At 71.5% G+C, this 17,436-nt stretch carries 16 protein-coding genes and 1 pseudogene; 2 read left to right on the forward strand and 15 right to left on the reverse strand.

Annotation, left to right across the window (positions count from 1 at the left end):
* Positions 1-6: 6 nt before the first annotated feature.
* Together AACH11_RS08570 and AACH11_RS08575 are read right to left on the reverse strand one after the other, a co-directional pair.
* Positions 7-1,335: an ABC transporter substrate-binding protein gene (locus AACH11_RS08570; protein ID WP_341373798.1), complete on the reverse strand. Its 1,329-nt coding sequence runs from the start codon at positions 1,333-1,335 to the stop codon at positions 7-9.
* 55 nt (positions 1,336-1,390) lie between these two features.
* Entirely contained in the window at positions 1,391-2,119 is a 729-nt protein-coding gene (locus AACH11_RS08575; protein WP_341373799.1) for an SDR family NAD(P)-dependent oxidoreductase, read from the reverse strand.
* A 395-nt stretch (positions 2,120-2,514) separates the two neighbouring features.
* On the opposite strand from AACH11_RS08575, the pseudogene AACH11_RS08580 reads away from it, so the two are divergent.
* A pseudogene (locus AACH11_RS08580) lies at positions 2,515-3,204 on the forward strand (HAD-IA family hydrolase); the annotation flags it as partial.
* 75 nt (positions 3,205-3,279) lie between these two features.
* Positions 3,280-3,630 carry a cupin domain-containing protein gene (locus AACH11_RS08585; protein ID WP_341373848.1) on the forward strand — a complete coding sequence of 117 codons (351 nt, stop codon included), beginning with the start codon at positions 3,280-3,282 and terminating at the stop codon, positions 3,628-3,630.
* A gap of 67 nt (positions 3,631-3,697) precedes the next feature.
* Here AACH11_RS08585 and AACH11_RS08590 read toward each other — a convergent pair whose 3' ends face one another.
* The 13 genes from AACH11_RS08590 to AACH11_RS08650 form a co-directional block, all read right to left on the reverse strand.
* On the reverse strand, positions 3,698-4,216 hold the full coding sequence (locus AACH11_RS08590; RefSeq protein ID WP_341373800.1) for a YgjV family protein: 519 nt from the start codon (positions 4,214-4,216) through the stop codon (positions 3,698-3,700).
* Between the two features lie 118 nt (positions 4,217-4,334).
* Entirely contained in the window at positions 4,335-5,303 is a 969-nt protein-coding gene (locus AACH11_RS08595; RefSeq protein WP_341373801.1) for a LysR family transcriptional regulator, read from the reverse strand.
* 28 nt (positions 5,304-5,331) lie between these two features.
* A complete protein-coding gene (locus tag AACH11_RS08600) occupies positions 5,332-6,267 on the reverse strand; it encodes an electron transfer flavoprotein subunit alpha/FixB family protein (protein ID WP_341373802.1) in 936 nt (311 codons plus the stop codon).
* A gap of 2 nt (positions 6,268-6,269) precedes the next feature.
* Positions 6,270-7,019 (reverse strand): electron transfer flavoprotein subunit beta/FixA family protein, encoded by a 750-nt coding sequence (locus tag AACH11_RS08605; protein WP_341373849.1) that lies wholly within the window; start codon positions 7,017-7,019, stop codon positions 6,270-6,272.
* Positions 7,020-7,037: 18 nt separating this feature from the next.
* A complete protein-coding gene (locus AACH11_RS08610; protein WP_341373803.1) occupies positions 7,038-7,763 on the reverse strand; it encodes a B3/B4 domain-containing protein in 726 nt (241 codons plus the stop codon).
* Positions 7,760-8,971, reverse strand: coding sequence for an amino acid aminotransferase (locus AACH11_RS08615; protein WP_341373804.1), 1,212 nt, complete (start codon positions 8,969-8,971; stop codon positions 7,760-7,762). Before AACH11_RS08615 ends, AACH11_RS08610 begins: the two co-directional genes overlap by 4 nt.
* Before the next feature lie 51 nt (positions 8,972-9,022).
* Entirely contained in the window at positions 9,023-10,498 is a 1,476-nt protein-coding gene (locus tag AACH11_RS08620) for an aldehyde dehydrogenase family protein (protein WP_341373805.1), read from the reverse strand.
* Positions 10,495-11,484, reverse strand: coding sequence for a 2-dehydropantoate 2-reductase (locus AACH11_RS08625; RefSeq protein WP_341373806.1), 990 nt, complete (start codon positions 11,482-11,484; stop codon positions 10,495-10,497). Before AACH11_RS08625 ends, AACH11_RS08620 begins: the two co-directional genes overlap by 4 nt.
* A 38-nt stretch (positions 11,485-11,522) precedes the next feature.
* Positions 11,523-12,479, reverse strand: a complete 957-nt coding sequence (locus tag AACH11_RS08630; RefSeq protein ID WP_341373807.1) for a fumarylacetoacetate hydrolase family protein — start codon at positions 12,477-12,479, stop codon at positions 11,523-11,525.
* A complete protein-coding gene (locus tag AACH11_RS08635; RefSeq protein ID WP_341373808.1) occupies positions 12,476-13,375 on the reverse strand; it encodes a DODA-type extradiol aromatic ring-opening family dioxygenase in 900 nt (299 codons plus the stop codon). Before AACH11_RS08635 ends, AACH11_RS08630 begins: the two co-directional genes overlap by 4 nt.
* Positions 13,376-13,492: 117 nt before the next feature.
* On the reverse strand, positions 13,493-14,968 hold the full coding sequence (locus tag AACH11_RS08640; RefSeq protein ID WP_341373809.1) for an aldehyde dehydrogenase family protein: 1,476 nt from the start codon (positions 14,966-14,968) through the stop codon (positions 13,493-13,495).
* A gap of 25 nt (positions 14,969-14,993) precedes the next feature.
* A complete protein-coding gene (locus AACH11_RS08645) occupies positions 14,994-15,983 on the reverse strand; it encodes a tripartite tricarboxylate transporter substrate-binding protein (protein ID WP_341373810.1) in 990 nt (329 codons plus the stop codon).
* Between the two features lie 35 nt (positions 15,984-16,018).
* Positions 16,019-17,428: an FAD-binding oxidoreductase gene (locus AACH11_RS08650; RefSeq protein WP_341373811.1), complete on the reverse strand. Its 1,410-nt coding sequence runs from the start codon at positions 17,426-17,428 to the stop codon at positions 16,019-16,021.
* Positions 17,429-17,436 lie beyond the last annotated feature (8 nt).

Below are 17,436 nucleotides of genomic sequence, written 5' to 3' on the forward strand. Positions count from 1 at the left end.
GGGCGTTCAGGCCGGGGCGCCGATCAGCGCCAGCTTGCCCTCGACCGGCACCAGCTTGCTGGCGCTGTTGTCGACGATGCGCAGGTCGTACTTGTGCTTCGCGCCCTTGACCCACTGGCCGCCGACGATCGGCGTCTTGCAGATGTTGGGCGTCGGGCCGTCCTTGAAGCGGATCGGGCCGGCCATCGTCGTCAGGTTGGTCTCGGTGATGGCCTGGCGGATGGCGTCGCGGCTCAGCGGATCCTTGGCGCGCTTGAGCACGTCGAGCGCCACCTCCCACAGCGCATGGGCATAACCGATGGGCTGTGTCCACTGCTTCTTCGTCGTGGCCTCCCAGTCGGCGGCCATCTTCGCGCCCGTCTCGCCGGTCAGCGAGCTCTTGAACGGGAAGGCCGGTGTCCACCACACCTCGGTGCTCATGCCCTCGCCGAGCGCGCCCATCGCCTCGACACCCGAGGGGAACAGCAGCGCCGCGGCCACCGTCACGATCTTCGGCCGGTACTGCTGCTGGCGGCACTGGGTGATGAAGGTCTTGAGGTCGACCGGATAGCTGATGCCGCCGACGATGTCGCAGCCGGCCTTCTTGAAGGCCGAGATCTGGGCGCTGAAGTCGTTGGTCAGCGGCTGGAAGCTGCTCGGGATGACGGTCTCGAACTTCGCCTTGGTGACGGCCGGCGGCAGGCCCCATTCCTTGTTGCCCCAGGCCTCGCCATCGGCATTGCGCGGGAACAGCATGCCCACCTTGCGGTTGGTCTGCACCGAGTTCCACATGCCGGTGAAGCTGGCCAGCACGTCCTCCAGTCCCCAGAAGAAGTGGTAGGTCCACTTGAACGGCTTCTCGGCCGAGCCGCCACGCGGGAAGACGAAGCTCTGCCACGGCGCCTGGCTGGAGATGCAGGGCACGCCGTGCAGCTCGCACTGGTCGCTGACCGGGTTGATCGCGTCCGTGGTGCTGGCCGGCAGCATCAGGTGGATCTTCTCGTTGAGGATCAGGTTGCCCGCCAGCTCGGCCGCCTTGTTGGGGCTGGACTGGTTGTCGCGCACCAGGATCTCGACCGCGTACTTCTGGCCGTTGACCGTCAGCCCGTCCTTGAGCAGCGCCTGGATCCTGGCGACGGTGTACTTGTCGGTCTCGCCGAAGGGCGCCTGCGGGCCGGTCAGCGGGCTGATGTAGCCGATGCGGATGGTCTTGCCCTGGGCCGCGGCCAGGCCGGGAAAGCCGGCGGCTGCCGCCGTCAGCGTGCCGCCGGCGAAGGCCTGCAGCAGCGTGCGGCGGGTGGGCTCGGCGCTGGCGGGGCGGTCGGTCACGGTGTCGTCGGGTTGCGTGTCGCTCATCGTCGTCTCCTGGAGGCCGCCTGGGTGCGGCGTTGGGTTTCGGGCCGTCCGGTCTTCAGCCGGTGTGCTGGCCGCCGTCGACCGGCACCACGGCGCCGGTCACGAAGCTGGCGCCGGGGGCGCCGAGAAAGGTGATCACCTGCGCCACCTCCTGCGCCCGGCCCCAGCGGCCGAGCGGGGTGGCGCGCATCGCGCGGGCGCTGGCCGCGGCATCGGCCAGCACCGGGGCCATCAGCGGGTCCTGCACGCAGCCGGCGGCCACGGCGTTCACCCGCACGCCCACCGGGGCCCAGGCGCGGGCCAGCGTGCGCGTCAGCTGCACCAGGGCGCCCTGGCTGGCGGCCAGGGCCGGCCGGTCGGCACCGTCATGGGCGCCGCCGGTGCTCAGCAGGTTGACCACCGCGCCACTGCGCTGGGCCAGCGCCGGCAGTGCGCGGGTGCACATCTGCATCGTGGTGCCCAGATTGAGGGCCATCACCTGCGCGAAGGCATTCGGCAGGTACTCGTCGCGGCCCAGGCTCAGCAGCGCGGCATTGACCAGCAGATCGAGCCCGGGCAGCGCATCGAGCAGGCGCGCGGCAGCCTCGCCGTCGCGCAGGTCGATCGGCCGGTGCGCGATGCGGGGATGGGCCAGCACCTCGTCATCGACGTCTGCCGCCGCACCCAGCACGGTGACGTGTGCGCCCAGCTCGGCCAGGCAGCGCGCGGTGGCCGCGCCGATGCCTGATGCGCCGCCGCTGACCACCGCGGTCTTGCCGTCGTACAGATCGGGTCGGAAGGTCATGGCCGCAGGGTCCGCTCCGGGGCGTGGCTGAAAGGGGGCGCGGGGTGCCGGCTCGGGGCCGGTCCGCGTGTGCAGCCAGTCTAGGAAGCGGCCCGTTCCGGGCCTGTCCAGGGCGGACATCGGCCTTGTCCGTGGCGGACATCGCCGGCCGCCGAGGGCAGGACTTTCCCGGGGTTTGAGGGTGGACCCTGAGGTCGGCAGCGGCAGATCCTGCCGATCCCCCCGCCCCGAACAGATCACCCTGCGGTCCGCCCGGCCCGCTTCGCAACGCGGCCGGCCGGGGCCCGACCTAAGCTGTGTGCATCGCGCCGGCGGTGGCCGCGCAGGCCACGGCCTGCCGCCGCCCGACGGTGTGCCGCCCCGCCTTCACCGTCCCACCTCCGTTGCGAACGCCCATGTCCCTCACGCAGTTCAAGGTCCTCACTTTCGACGTCGTCGGCACCCTGATCGACTTCGAGCGCGGCATGCTCGATTACCTGCGCCAGGCCGTGCCCGGCAGCGATGTCAGCGACAGCGCCTTCCTCGCCGCCTACCGTCAGGCGCGCAAGCGGCCGGGCACGCTGGCCTATCCGGACGATCTGGTGCCGGTCTGGCATCTGATCGCGCCGCAGCTCGGCCTGCCCGACACCGAGGCCCTGGCCCAGGGCTTCCGTGACTCGGTCGCGCACTGGCCGGCCTTCCCGGATTCGGTGGCGGCGCTGCAGCGCCTCAAGCGCCGCTTCAAGCTGGTCACGATGACGAATGCCCAACGCTGGGCCTTGGTGCACTTCAGCCGCACCTTGGGCGACCCGTTCGACCTGTTGATCAGCGCCGACGAGGCGCTGTGCGAGAAGCCCGATCCGCGCTACTTCGCCTATGCCCGTGGGTGCTATCAGACGCTGTGGGGCTTCGGCCAGGCCGACAACCTGCACGTCGCGCAAAGCCAGTACCACGACATCGGCGTCAGCAAGCGCCTGGGCATCACCACCTGCTGGATCGAGCGCCGCCATGGCCAGAAGGACTCCGGTGGCACGATCGAGAGCGCACACACGGTGCCGGACCATCACTTCCACGGCATGGCCGCGCTGGCCGATGCGGTGGAGGCCGATGCGCAGCGCTGCGCCGCCGCCGAGGCGCCTGAGGTGGACGGTCAGGCCCCGGCGGTGATCCGGGCCGGCGGCATCACCGTGCTGCGCCAGTCGGCGCAGTTGGGCGGCCTGGCCGACGAAGGCACGCCGCTGCGCCCGATCGGCGAGCCGGTGTGCGCGCTGTCCGGCCATGCGGTGACGCTGGCCGGCGCCGACGGCCATGCCACCGGCCTGTGGGCCTGCACGCCGGGCCGCTTCGAGCGCCAGCTGGCCCAGGCCGAGGTCATGCACATCCTGGCCGGCCGCTGCACCTTCACGCCCACCGGCGGCCAGCCGCTGGCCATCGGCGCGGGGGACACCCTGTTCTTCCCGGCCCACACCACCGGCGTGTGGGATGTGCAAGAGACGCTGCGCAAGGTGTACGTGGTGATGCCGCAGGGCTGAGGCCTTGCGGGGACGCTCTGCCTCACGGCGTCCCGGCCGCATCGCGGCGTCGTGGCTGAATCCGCGCTCAGGTGGCCGGCGTGTCCGCCCCGCGCGCCCGCACCATCCGCACGATGGTGCGCAGGTTCACCAGCGCCACCACCACCTCCAGTGCGGTGCCGCCGATGGAGCCGGCCAGCAGGTTGTTGATCACCCACAGGCCGGTGCCGCACAGCATCACCACGCGCATCGGGATGCCCTGCAGCAGGAACAGCGCCAGCGTGCCCAGGCAGGAAGCCAGCAGCGGCAGCCAGTCGGCGGGGCGCTGCGCCATCGCCAGGCCGAAGCCCAGATTGGCGGCCACCACCGCGGCCGCCACCCACCAGGCCCGTGTGCGCAGCGCCAGCAGCGAGCGCACGGTGGAGATCACCGAGCTGGCCACGGCCGTCGGATTGCCCAGCAGCGCGAAGTGCAGCACGTAGGCCAGGCACTCGCCGGTCATGAAGAGCTTGAAGCGCCGGTCATCGGTCTGCAGGAAGCAGCCGACACCGAGCGCGAAGGCGATGTAGCCCGCGCACTGCGCGGGCGAGAACCAGTCGGAGAACATGCGTGATCCAGGGCCCGGCCGGATGCCGGCGCGCGATTGTCCGCGCGATGGCCGCGTCCCGCACACGATGCCGGATGCCGAAGACCCAGCGCCTGACATCAGGTGCCGGGCGCCCGGCTCAGCGCGCGGGATCCGCCGGACGGCGCGCACGGCGCGATCGGCCGCCCGTGCTGCGCTGCTGGTGCCACCGCGGCATCCAGTCGGCCAGGAACTCGGCGAAGCCCTCCGCGGCCGGTGAGCCGGCGCGGGCCAGCGGCCGGTACAGGCAGACCTTGCGCACCGTCTCCGGCTCGACCACGCGCTGCATGCGCAGATCGAACAGCCGGGCCAGCTCACCGACATAGGCCGGCGCCAGCGTCGCGGCCCGGCCCTGGGCGGCAATGCCGAGTGCGGTGCTGATGTTGTCGACCACGTCCACCGGCGTCACCCGCTGGCCCTCGGGCATGTTCAGGCGCATCTGGGCCACGCCCAGCTCGTGGTCGCGGCCGGCCGCCACCAGGGCGACATCGCGCAGATCGCGCCACGGCACCGGCGTGCGGCGGCGGGCCAGCGGATGGTCCTTGGCGCACCACAGCACCCAGGCGCTGTCGAACAGCGAGGTGGCCGACACATCGGCATCGGTGGCCCGGTCGGGGCCGATGCTGAGGTCCACGTCGCCGCTGGAGACGGCGTCGACCAGCTGGTCGACCGCCACGTCGCGGATGCGGATCACCACCTTGGGCCGCTGCAGCGCGAACTCGCGCACCGCCTGCGGCAGCACGACCGAGGCCAGCACCATCGGCGCACCGATGCGCACCACGCCCGAGGCCCGGTGCCGCACGTCGTCGGCCGCGCTCTCGGCGGCCTGGGCATGGCGCAGCAGCGATTCGGCCGGCCCGCGGAAGTCCCGCCCCGCGCTCGACAGCTGCACCTTGCGCGTCGTGCGGTCGAACAGGCGGAAGCCCAGCAGGTTCTCCAGCTCGCCCACCAGCTGACTCACGGCCTGAGCGGTCAGCCCCAGGCGCGCGGCCGCGCTGGTGAAGCTGTGGACCTCGGCCACGGCCACGAAGGCCTCGATCTGGCGCAGGGTGAAGCGGGTGAAGGCCATCGGTGGATTATCCGGGGCGTGCCCGGGTCTACGGCAGCTGCCGCGTCAGCTCCGGCAGCGCGGCGAAGAGATCGGCCTGCAGCCCGTAGTCGGCGACGCTGAAGATCGGCGCCTCGGGATCCTTGTTGATCGCGACGATCACCTTGGAGTCCTTCATGCCGGCCAGGTGCTGGATGGCGCCGGAGATGCCGGCGGCCACGTAGAGCTGCGGGGCGACGACCTTGCCGGTCTGGCCGACCTGCCAGTCGTTGGGCGCATAACCGGCATCCACCGCCGCCCGGCTGGCGCCGAGTGCGGCGCCCAGCTTGTCGGCCAGCGGCGTGAGCACGGCGTTGAACTGCTCGCTGGAGCCCAGCGCCCGACCACCGGAGACGATGACCTTGGCGGCCGTCAGCTCGGGCCGGTCGCTCTTGGCCAGCTCGGCGCTGACCCAGGCCGAGCGGGCTTCGGCGGTCGCCGCGTTCACGCTCTGGACCGATGCTGAGCCGCCGGTGGCAGCCGCCGCGTCGAAGGCCGTCGTGCGCACGGTGATGACCTTGACCGCGTCCGCGCTGCGCACGGTGGCGATCGCGTTGCCGGCGTAGATCGGGCGCTCGAAGGTGTCGGCGGCCACCACCTTGGTGATCTCGCTGATCTGGGCGACGTCCAGCAGCGCGGCCACGCGCGGGGCGGCGTTCTTGCCGCCGGCGGTCGCCGCGAACAGCACATGGCTGTAGTCGCGGGCGACGCTCAACACGGTGGCGGCGACGTTCTCGGCCAGGCCGTGGGCCAGGCTGGCGTCGTCGGCGTGCAGCACGCGGGCCACGCCGGCGATCTGCGCGGCCGCGGCGGCGGCGGCACCGGCGTTCGATCCGGCCACCAGCACGTGGACCTCGGCGCCGCAGGCCGCGGCCGCCGTCACCGTGTTCAGCGTGGCCGGCTTCAGGCTGGCGTGGTCGTGTTCGGCAATGACGAGGACGGGCATGTTCAGATCACCTTGGCGTCGTTCTTGAGCTTGTCGACCAGCGTGGCGACGTCGGGCACCTGGATGCCGGCGCCGCGCCTGGGCGGCTCGGTCACCGACAGCGTGCTCAGGCGCGGCGTGACATCGACGCCCAGGTCCGCCGGCTTGACCACGGCCAGCGGCTTCTTCTTGGCCTTCATGATGTTGGGCAGGGTGACGTAGCGCGGCTCGTTCAGGCGCAGGTCGGTGGTGACCACGGCCGGCAGCGCGAGCTTGAGCGTCTCCAGGCCACCGTCGATCTCGCGGGTGACGGCCACGGCGCCATCGGCCACCTCGACCTTGCTGGCGAAGGTGGCCTGCGGCAGCTTGGCGAGCGCGGCCAGCATCTGGCCGGTCTGGTTGCAGTCGTCATCGATGGCCTGCTTGCCGAGGATGACGAGGCCGGGCTGCTCCTGGTCGACCAGCGCCTTGAGCAGCTTGGCCACGGCCAGCGGCTGCAGCTCGACATCGGTCTCGACCAGCACGGCACGGTCGGCGCCGATGGCGAGCGCGGTGCGCAGCGTCTCCTGGCACTGCGCGACGCCGCAGGACACGGCGATGACCTCGGTGGCCACGCCCTTCTCCTTCAGCCGGACCGCCTCCTCGATGGCGATCTCGTCGAAGGGGTTCATGCTCATCTTCACGTTGGCGACGTCCACGCCCGTGCCGTCGCTCTTGACGCGCACCTTGACGTTGTAGTCGACCACCCGTTTCACGGACACCAGGATCTTCACTTCCACCTCACGGACACATCATGATTCGATCGACAGGGTCAGCGTCGGGTGTGCGGCATCCAGCACCGCGCAGCAGACGATCTGCCCTCCTGTTTCCTGCTCGACCAGCGTGACGATGTCCTGCATCGCCAGACGGACGCGGTCGGCCGTGACGGGCGGCAGCCCGTCGATGTTGAAGAAGACCGCGGAGGTCGACGGCAGCGTCTGCGTGCCGGCGCCCTGTCGCCAGGTCCAGCGGCGGGTCAGCACCTGGGACCCCTGGCAGAACACGATCTCGTCGGGCGGGGGCGCTTCGGTGTCCCCGCCGTCCGCTGGCTCGAAGCGGTCGCCGTCGCGGGCCGGACGCAGTTCCAGCGGGGTGGGCGTGCCCGGAAGCGGGTGGACGCCGGCGGGCAGCAGGTGCCGCAGCGACACGATGTTGCCGATGTCCACCAGCGCGTTGATGTGGGGCAGGGTGTCGGGCCTGAGCACGCGGCGGCTCAGGGCCTCGATCGCGCTGCGGTGCTCGGCGGGCTTGGCGCCGAAGGCGCGGAAAGCCTCGCGCCAGGCCGCGATCTCCGGCACGTCGGTCACCGCTCGTCCCGCCGTCCGGCTGCGCAGTCCGGCCTCGGTCTGGCGCAGCGTCTCGATCAGCGCGGGCGAGGACGGCCCGTTGCGTGCCCCTCGCACGGCCACGATGCCGCGGCAGTAGCCTGGCCAGCGCGCGAAGACGGTGGGGTCGATGCGGTGGACCTGCGCGCTCATGGGTGGTCCGTCGCCATCACGGCCGCGATCGCCCGCGCCACCTGGCCCACATTGCCCGCGTTCAGGCCGGCGATGCACAGGCGGCCGCTGCGCAGCAGGTAGATGCCGTGCTCGATGCGCAGACGATCGACCTGGCCGGCCGTCAGCCCGGTATAGGTGAACATTCCGCGCTGCTGGACGTAACGGTCGAGTCGAGGGCTGGAGATGCGGCTGGACAGGTCGGCATGCAGGCTTCGGCGCATGGCCGCGATGCGTTCGCGCATGTCGCTCAGCTCGGTGGTCCATTGCCTGCGCAGCTCGGCATCGTTCAGGATCGCGGCGATCACCTTGGCCCCGTGCGTGGGTGGATTGCTGTAGTTCGCCCGCACCGTGCCGTTCAGCTGGCCCTGCACGCGCTGTGCCTCGTCCGCATCCGCACACACCACGCTGAGTCCGCCGCAGCGTTCGCCGTAGAGCGAGAAATTCTTCGAGAACGAGTTGGCCACCACACAGGCCACGCCGGCCTGGGCCAGGGTGCGCACCGCGAAGGCATCGTCGTCCAGGCCGGCGCCGAAGCCCTGGTAGGCCATGTCGATGAAGGCGATGGACTCCCGTTCGCGCAGCACCGGGGCCAGTTGCAGCCATTGCTCGTGCGACAGGTCGACGCCGGTCGGGTTGTGGCAGCAGGCGTGCAGCAGCACGATGCTGCGCGGCGGCAGCGCCGCGATGGCGGCCATCATGGCCTCGAACTGCAGCCCACCGGTGGCCGCGTCGTAGTACGGATAGGTGTGGACGGTGAAGCCTGAGCCCTCGAACACCACGCGGTGGTTCTCCCAGGACGGGTCGCTGATCCAGACCTGGGACTGAGGGAACAGCCGGCGCAGGAAGTCACTGCCGACCTTCAGCGCGCCGCTGCCACCCAGCGTCTGCAGGGTGGCGACGCGTTCGTCACGCAGCAGGGGACCGTCGGTGCCGAACACCAGCGCCTGTACCGCCTCACGGTAGCTGGCGATGCCGGACATCGGCAGATAGGGGCGCGGGCCTTCGCCGCGTTCACCCTGCAGCGCCTGTTCGGCGTGCTGCACGACGCGCAGGACCGGCAGCAGGCCCTTCGCGTCGAAGTAGATGCCGATGCTCAGGTTCACCTTGCCCAGGCGGGCATCGCGGTGGAAGTCCTCGTTGAGGCTGAGGATGGGATCGCCAGGGTAGGCGGGAATGTGCTCGAACATGAGTCGTGTCCTGCGGGAAAAGGGGTGAGAGGACGGCGCGCCGGGGGGCGCTCAAGGCTGGACGTAGCTGGTCTTGACCGTCGTGTAGAACTCGGCCGCGTGGCGGCCCTGCTCGCGCGGGCCGAAGCTCGACGCCTTGCGACCGCCGAAGGGCACGTGCGGATCCACGCCGGCGGTCGGGGCGTTGACCATCACCATGCCGGCCTGGGCCTGGCGCTTGAAGTGATGGGCCTGCCGCAGCGAGGTCGTCACGATGCCGGCCGACAGGCCGAAGGGCGTGTCGTTGGCGGTGGCCAGCGCCTCCTCGGCATCCCGGACGCGGATCACGCAGGCCACCGGGCCGAACACCTCCTCGCGGTTGATGCGCATGGCGTTGCTCGTCTCGATGAACAGCGTGGGCTGCAGGTAGTGGCCGGGCTGGCCGTCGACCTCGTCCATCGCCTCACCGCCGAAGGCGCGCTGCGCACCCTCGCGCTGCGCGATGGCGATGTAGGCCAGATCCTGGTCGCGCTGGCTGGCGTCGACGACCGGACCCATGCGGGTCGTCGGCTTGCGGGCATCACCGACCGTCAGCGTCCTCAGGCGCTGCACCAGCGCCTCCACGAAGCGGTCATGGATGCCTTCGGTCACGATCAGGCGCGAGGAGGCGGTGCAGCGTTGGCCGGTGGCGTGGAAGGCGCCGTTCAGCGCGCAGTCCACCGCCAGGTCCAGCTCGGCATCGTCGAGCACCACCAGCGGGTTCTTGCCGCCCATCTCCAGCTGGAACTTCGCCATCGGTCCGGGCCGTTCGACGCAGGCCTGCGCCACCTTGCGACCGGTCGCCTCCGAGCCGGTGAAGCTGACGGCGGCCACCCGCGGATCGGTCAGCAGCAGGTCGCCGATGTCGCGGCCGCGGGCCATCACCAGATTGAAGGTGCCCGGTGGCAGGCCGGCACGGCTGATGATCTCGGCGAGCGCCCAGGCGCTGCCCGGCACCAGATCGGCCGGCTTGAACACCACCGCATTGCCCCAGGCCAGCGCGGGCGCGATCTTCCAGGCGGGGATCGCGATCGGGAAGTTCCAGGGCGCGATGATGCTGACCACGCCGACCGGTTCGCGGCTGATCTCCACCGCCATGCCGGTCCGGGTGGATGGCAGCAGCTCGCCACCCGGGCGCAGCACCTCACCGGCGAAGAAACGGAAGATGTGCGCGGCACGCAGCACCTCGCCGGCCGCCTCCGCCAGGGTCTTGCCCTCCTCGCGGGCCAGCAGGTCGGCCAGCTCGGCCTGGCGGGCCGCGATCTCCTGGCCGATGCGCTCCAGCGCGTCGGCGCGCTGCTGCAGGCCGGTGGCGGCCCAGCGCGGCTGTGCTGCCGCCGCCGCGGCGATGGCCGTCTCGACCTGGGCCCGGTTGGCGCGGGCGTACGCGCCGATGAGGTCGCGGGTGTCGGACGGGTTGAGGTTGCGCGACACCTCGTCGCCGGCCAGCCACTCGCCGGCGATGAAGTTCGGATGCGGGTCGCCCGGGCGATGCGGCGGCGTCGTCATGCCTGCACCTCAGGATAGAGACCATGCACACGCCCGAACAGCCGCGCCAGCCCCAGCAGCGCGTCGATGTTCGGCGTGGCGATGCCCAGACGCCGGGCGATCTCGTGCACGGCGGTGACGATGCTGTCGAGCTCGATCGACCGGCCGGCCTCGACGTCCTGCAGCATCGAGCTCTTGAAGGCGCCGAGCCTGGCCGTGACCGCATGGCGGTCCTCCGGCGTCTGCGTGATCGGGCAGCCCAGGCGCTCGCCGACGAGGGCGGCCTCGGCCATGGCCGCCGAGCAGAAGCCGCGCACCAGTGGGTCGGCCAGCACGCGGTCGATGGTGGCGCCGGTCAGGGCGGAGACCGGGTTCATCGTCAGATTGCCCCAGAGCTTGTACCAGATGTCCTGGCGGATGTCGGCCGAGTGCGTGGCGTCGAAGCCGGCCTGCGCCAGCAGGTCCACCACGGCCTGGGCGCGCGGCGAGTGGCCGCCAGCGGGCTCGCCGACGATCAGGCCGGCGCCCATCCGGTGCTGCACCAGGCCGGGCTCCGGACAGGCGGTGCTGGCGTGCACCACACAGCCCAGCACGCGCGACAGCGGGATCGCCTCGCGGATGCAGCCGCCGGGATCCACGCTGTCGAGTGCGCGCTCGCCCAGGCCCGGCAGCCCTTCGCAGAACCACCAGGGCACGCCGTTCATCGCCGGCAGCACCCGCGTGTCGGCGCCCAGCAGCGGGGCGATGTCGCGCGCCACGGCCGACAGCGCCGGGCCCTTGACCGCGATGACGACCAGGTCCTGGGGCCCCGCATCCGCCGCGCGGTCCACGGCCCGCGCCGGCACCTGAACCAGACCGTTGGCCGTCTGCAGTCGCCAGCCCTGCGTGCGCAGCGCCTGCAGCGTGGCACCGCGCGCCAGGGCGGTGACCTGGGCCTGGCCGGCCGCGGCCAGCCGGGTGCCGATGTAGCCGCCGATCGCGCCGGCGCCGATGATGCAAACCTTCATCTGGTGGGTCCTTCGTGGTGGGTCTGACGGGCGTGCACTCAGCCGCGGCTGTTCTCGGCCCTGGCCTGGGCCAGGTTGTCCTTGAAGCGCTGGGGCACGCGCTCGTCGAAGCCGAGGGCCACGCGGCGCACCTCCGGCGTGTCGGTCGGGGCATGGCCGACGCCGAGCGCGGCGGCCCGTGGCGCGTCGATGGCCACCACGGTGCCGCTGACGCGACCGATGCCGGTGATCTCGCAGGCGACGGTGTGGCCCGGGTCCACGCTGCGCGAGTGGCAGGGCGTGCCCATCAGGATCACGTCGCCGGGCAGCAGCGTGATGTGGCGCGCGAGGTCGGCGATCACGTAGTGCGGGCCCCAGATCGTCTCCTCGCCGATGTGGGCCTCCTGCACGACGCGGCCGTTGACCAGCGTGCGCAGCGTCTGCTCGAACAGGTTGACGCCGCGCACGAGTCCCGGGCCGATCGGCAGCAGCGTGTCCGCGCCCTTGACCCGCAGCATGCTGCCCTGGTCGGTGTCGCGGAAGTCCTGCAGGCCCATGTCGAGGGCCGGGCAGAAGCCCTCGATGAAGTCCCAGGCCTCGTCGGGCGTGACGTTGCGGCAGGTGCGCGAGATCACGACCGCGTACTCGCCCTCGTAGTTCAGGTACTGGCAGTCGGCCGGCTTGAGGATCTGGCCGCCATGGCCGTTCAGCGAGGTGCCGGGCTTGGTGAAGTAGGTCGGTGTCTCGGTCGGCCGGGGCTTGTTGCGGGTCTCGAAGCTGCGTGAGGCGTAGCTGATGTGGACGGCGATGATCTTGCTGGGGTTCACCGGCGGCAGGTAATGCTGGGATTCAGCGTCCAGCAGCCGGCCGTCGTCCAGCCGCAGGCGGCCGGCATCGGCACCGGTCTCGACCATCGTGCCCCAGAAGGCGCTGCCGCCGAGCAGCACGCGCCGGCGCTCGACGCGGGGGCCCTGCATCACGGCGGGCAGGGTGCGCAGCGGAAATTCGAAGTTCATGCGCCTGCTCCGCTGTCGGCCTGGGTGTCGAACCAGATGTGGATGTTGCCGGTGCCGCGGGCGTTCTCGTAGTCGCACAGCGGCTCGCCGGGTGCGCGGCAGGCGCGGCCGCCCATGGCGCCCAGCATCTGCAGGTAGTGCGCGCCGAAGGCTTCCCAGGGCAGGGTGCGGTACTCGTCCTGCCAGCGGTCGAGGATGCGGTCATGGCGGCCCTCGCGCATCAGCGCGATCGCGCCCTTGTCGCTCTCGATGTGCTCCGGCCGCGAGACGTTGCTCTCGTGGAAGATGCGCGGATGGCGCGGCTGCCAGTCGATGCCGTTGAAGCGGTGGCTGAGCGCGCCCGAGGCCAGCAGCACGACGCGCAGGCCGCTGCGCCGGATGGCCTCGCCGATGGCCTCGCCCGAGCTCAGGAAGTGCGGCCACTCGCAGTTCTGGCAGGAGCTCAGCGACAGCACCGGCAGCCCGGCCGCCTCCAGGCGCAGCTGCTTGACCAGGTTGACCGTCGCGTACTGGCGGCCGAGCTCGGGGTGGCCGATCGCGCGGTTGTAGCCGCCGCGCTCGCGCGAGACGGTCTCGATCAGCTGGGCCAGCTCCGGACAGCCGCGGTAGTCATAGGGCACGCCGTGCAGATACCAGGGCATCTCGTCGGAGATGTAGCTGCCCTGGTAGCGGGTGCCGGCGTCGGCCAGGTGGTAGCCGGTGGTGAACCAGTGCGAGTCGAAGATGGCCACCACATCGGGGCGGGCCGCCGTGATGCGTTCGCGCAGGCGGGCATAACCCTGGATCAGGTCGGAGTCCGAGCCTGCGCCCTGCAGCACGCGGAACTCCTCGCATTGCATCAGGCCGGGGTGGTGCGAGACCACTGCCGCGCCGACGATCTGTCCATCCATGTCCATCGGAAATCCTCTCGTCCGGGAGTCGGGAACGACACCGCCTCCGGCGGCTGCCCGTGCGGCAGCCCCGGCGGAGGTCTCGCGGGGGAAGGGCACGCCGGCAGGGCGTGCCGCGGGGTTTCAGCGGTGGCTGAAGCTGGCCTTGAACGGCTGGCGGGGCAGCACGACGTCCTTGACGTCGCAGAAGAACTCGAAGCTCCAGTCGCCGCCCTCGCGGCCGATGCCGCTGCGCTTGATGCCGCCGAAGGGCGCGGCCAGGTCGCGGATGCCGAAGCTGTTGACCCAGATGAAGCCGGTGCGCACCCGTTCGGCCATGGCCTGCGCATGGTCGGTCTGGCCGTAGCACACGCCGCCCAGGCCGTAGTCGGTGCCATTGGCCAGGGCCACGGCCTCGTCGTCGCTGGCGAAGGTCTGCAGCGTCAGCACCGGGCCGAAGACCTCGTTCTGCACGATCTCGTCGTCCTGCCGCACGTGGTCCAGCAGCGTGGGCTGCACGTACTGGGCGCCAAAATCATGGGCCTGGCCGCCCCACAGCACGCGGGCGCCGGCCGCGACCGCCCGCTCGACGAAGCCCAGCACGCGCTCGACCTGGCGTGGATGGATGATGGGCCCCACCTCGGTGGCCGGATCGCGCGGGTCACCGACCACCAGTTGCGACACGATCGAGCGCATGCGCTGCGCGAAGTCCTCGGCCACCCGCTCGTGCACCAGCAGCCGGGTGCCGGCCAGGCAGACCTGACCGGCGTTGCGGTACATCAGCGCGGCGGTGGCGGCGGCCGCGTCCAGATCGGCGTCCTCCAGCACGATGAAGGGGCTCTTGCCGCCCAGCTCCAGGCTGCAGGGCACCAGGTTGGCGCCGGCGGCCTGGGCGATGCGGCGCGCCGTGGGCACGCTGCCGGTGAACGAGATGCGCGCGATCCGCGGATCGGCCACCAGCTGCGCGCCGGTGGTCGCGCCCGTGCCCTGCACCAGGTTGAAGACGCCCGGCGGCAGGCCGGCCGCATCGGCCGCGTCGGCCAGCAGCGAGCAGGTCAGCGGCGCCCATTCCGGCGGCTTGAGGATGCAGGTGTTGCCGGCGGCGAGTGCCGGCCCCAGCTTCCAGGTCGACAACATCAGGGGCGCGTTCCAGGGCGTGATGATGACCGTCACGCCGGCCGGATCGTGGCGCACGTGGTGCGTGGCCTGCTCGGTCTCGATCGTGCGGGCCTGTAGCGCCAGCGCATGGCGGGCGAACCAGCGGATGTTGAGCATCGCGCGCGGCACCACGCCATGCTGCATGCGCGACAGCAGCACGCCGGCATCGCTGCTCTCGACCGCGCACAGCGCCTCGGCGCGGCGGCCGATCTCCTCGGCGAAGCGTTCCAGGTAGGGCAGGCGCTCGGCGGCGCTCAGTGCGCTCCAGGCCGGGAAGGCGCGCTGCGCGGCCGTGATCGCGGCCTCGACATGCGCGGGGTCGCCCTCGGCCACGCGGCCCAGCAGGCGCTGGTCGATCGGGCAGTGGACGTCGAAATGAGCGGTACCGGCCACGCGGCGGCCGTCGATGTAGTGGTCGGGCGAGACGGCGTGGGCACCGATCTGCAGGGCAGGGGAGGTCATCAGCGGGCTCCGGACGGACGAAGGCTCAGGTGCTCAGCGGGGTGAAGCCGGTGGACTTCACCACCGGGCCCCAGAAGGCGAGATCGGCCTTCAGGCGGTCGCCGAGCGCGGCCGGCGTCGAGCCCACCGGGCTCATGCCGAACTTGGCGAGCTTGGTCTGCAGGTCCTCGGTGCGCACGGCCGCGGTGATGGTGGCCGCGGCCCGCGTGATCAGCGCGGCCGGCGTGCGGGCCGGGGCGAACAGCGCGAACCATTCACCGACGATCAGCGACTTCGCGCCCTGCTCGGCGAAGGTGCCGACGTTCGGGAAGAAGCGTGAGCGCCGCTCGCCGGAGGTGGCCAGCAGCCGCAGCTTGCCGTCGGCCAGATAGCTGGTGTAGGTGCCTTCGGGCGCGATGATGGCGGCGATCTGGCCGGCGATCACGTCGTTGATGGCCGGGGCGGCGCCCTTGTAGGGCACGGCCTCGATCTTCGTGCCCATCGCCCGGCCCAGCAGGATGGTCAGGAAGTGCGGCATCGTGCCGTCGCCGGTGTTGGCGATGCTGGCCTGATCGGGATGCGCCTTGCACCAGGCGATGAACTGCGGCAGCGTGCGCACCGAGGCCGGCACGGCCGCGCCCACGGCCAGCCCGTGCACGAAATCGCAGACCTGCGAGACCGGTGCCAGATCGGCCTGCGGGTCGTAGTTCAGCTTCTGGTAGACGTGCGGGTACATGGCCAGCGTGGACGAGGGCGTCAGCAGCAGCGTGCTGCCGTCCGGCGTGGCCGACTTCAGCGTCTCGATGGCCAGCCGGCCGCCCGCACCGGTGCGGTTGTCGACCACGACCGAGCGCGCGACGACACCGGCCAGGCGCTCGCCCATCCAGCGGCTGATGGCGTCCGCACTGCCGCCGGGCGGAAAGCCGCACATCAGGCGCAGCGACTCGGGCAGGTTCTGCGCCCGCGGCTGGGTGGCGGTGATCGTCAGCACGCCGGCGGACAGCGTGTGGAGGAAATGGCGGCGGTCGGGTGTCATGGTCGGTCTGTCTCCTGAGGTGTGCGGTAAGGGGCTCACAGCACCTTGCCGGGGTTCATCAGCCCTTGAGGATCGAGGGCCTGCTTGATGGCCTGCATCAGGCGCTGTTCGACGGGCGAGCGGTAGACGGCCGCCTCGTCGCGCCGCAGCACGCCCAGGCCGTGTTCGGCCGAGATCGACCCGCCGCGCGCGGCGACGGCGTCGTGGACGTGGCGGTTGAGCGGCGTCTCCAGCGCCAGGAAGTCCTGGCGGTCCTGCGCACTTCTGGCACCGGCCGGCGGCGACACGTTGAAGTGCAGGTTGCCGTCGCCCAGGTGGCCGAAGACCACCAGACGCAGCGAGGGGTGCAGGGCCATCAGTTCGGTGCTCGTGGTCTCGATGAAATCGGCGATGCGCGAGATCGGCAGCGCGATGTCGTGCTTGATCGTCGGGCCTTCGGCGCCCTGTGATTCGGAGATGTCCTCGCGCAACGCCCACAGCGCGTCGAACTGCGCCAGGCTGCTCGACAGGACCGCATCGGTGGCCTGCTCCTGCTCCAGGGCCTGTTCCAGAACCCGCTCCAGTGCGGGGTTGGCGCCGTCGTCGCACGCGCTGCCGCTGATCTCCAGGAACACGTACCAGGGCGAGCGGTCCTGCAGCGGCAGCCGCGCGGCCTCGACATGGCGCTCGACCAGCGCGATGCAGGCGTCGCTCATCAGCTCGCAGGCCGTCAGCTGTGCGCCGAGCGTGGCCTGGGCGAGTTGCAGCAGCGCCAGCGCCGCCTGCGGCGTGGGCACGGCGACGAAGGCCGCGCGCTGCGTGGCCGGGGCCGGCACCATCTTCAGCACTGCGCCGGTGATGACGCCGAGCGTGCCCTCGCTGCCGATGAACAGATCGCGCAGGTCGTAGCCGGTGTTGTCCTTGCGCAGACCGCGCAGGCCGTCCCAGACCTCGCCGGCCGCGGTCACCACCTCCAGGCCCAGGCACAGCTCGCGCGCATTGCCGTGGCGCAGCACCTGCACGCCGCCCGCATTGGTCGCCAGGTTGCCGCCGATGGTGCAGCTGCCCTCGGCCGCCAGGCTCAGCGGAAACAGCCGGCCGGCGGCCTGTGCCGCGGCCTGCACCTCCAGCAGGGTGACGCCGGCGTCCACCGTCAAGGTGCCGTTGACGGCGTCGACGTCGCGGATGCGCCGCATGCGGCTCAGCGACAGCAGCAATGTGCGACCTGAGGTGTCGGGCGTGGCGCCGCCCGACAGGCCGGTGTTGCCGCCCTGGGGCACGACGGCCACGCCGTGCCGCGCGCACCAACGCACGACGTGGGCGACGTCCTGCGCATCGTCGGGTTGGGCGACGGCCAGTGCGTGGCCCGTCCATTTGCCGCGCCAGTCGGTCAGGAAGGGGGCCATCTCGTCGGCCGTGGTCAGCAGGCGGCCGCGCAGGCCGTCGCGCAGGGTGTCGAGGTCCATGCGGGGGA

Source organism: Pseudaquabacterium rugosum, assembly GCF_038066575.1.
Lineage (GTDB): Bacteria > Pseudomonadota > Gammaproteobacteria > Burkholderiales > Burkholderiaceae_C > Pseudaquabacterium > Pseudaquabacterium rugosum.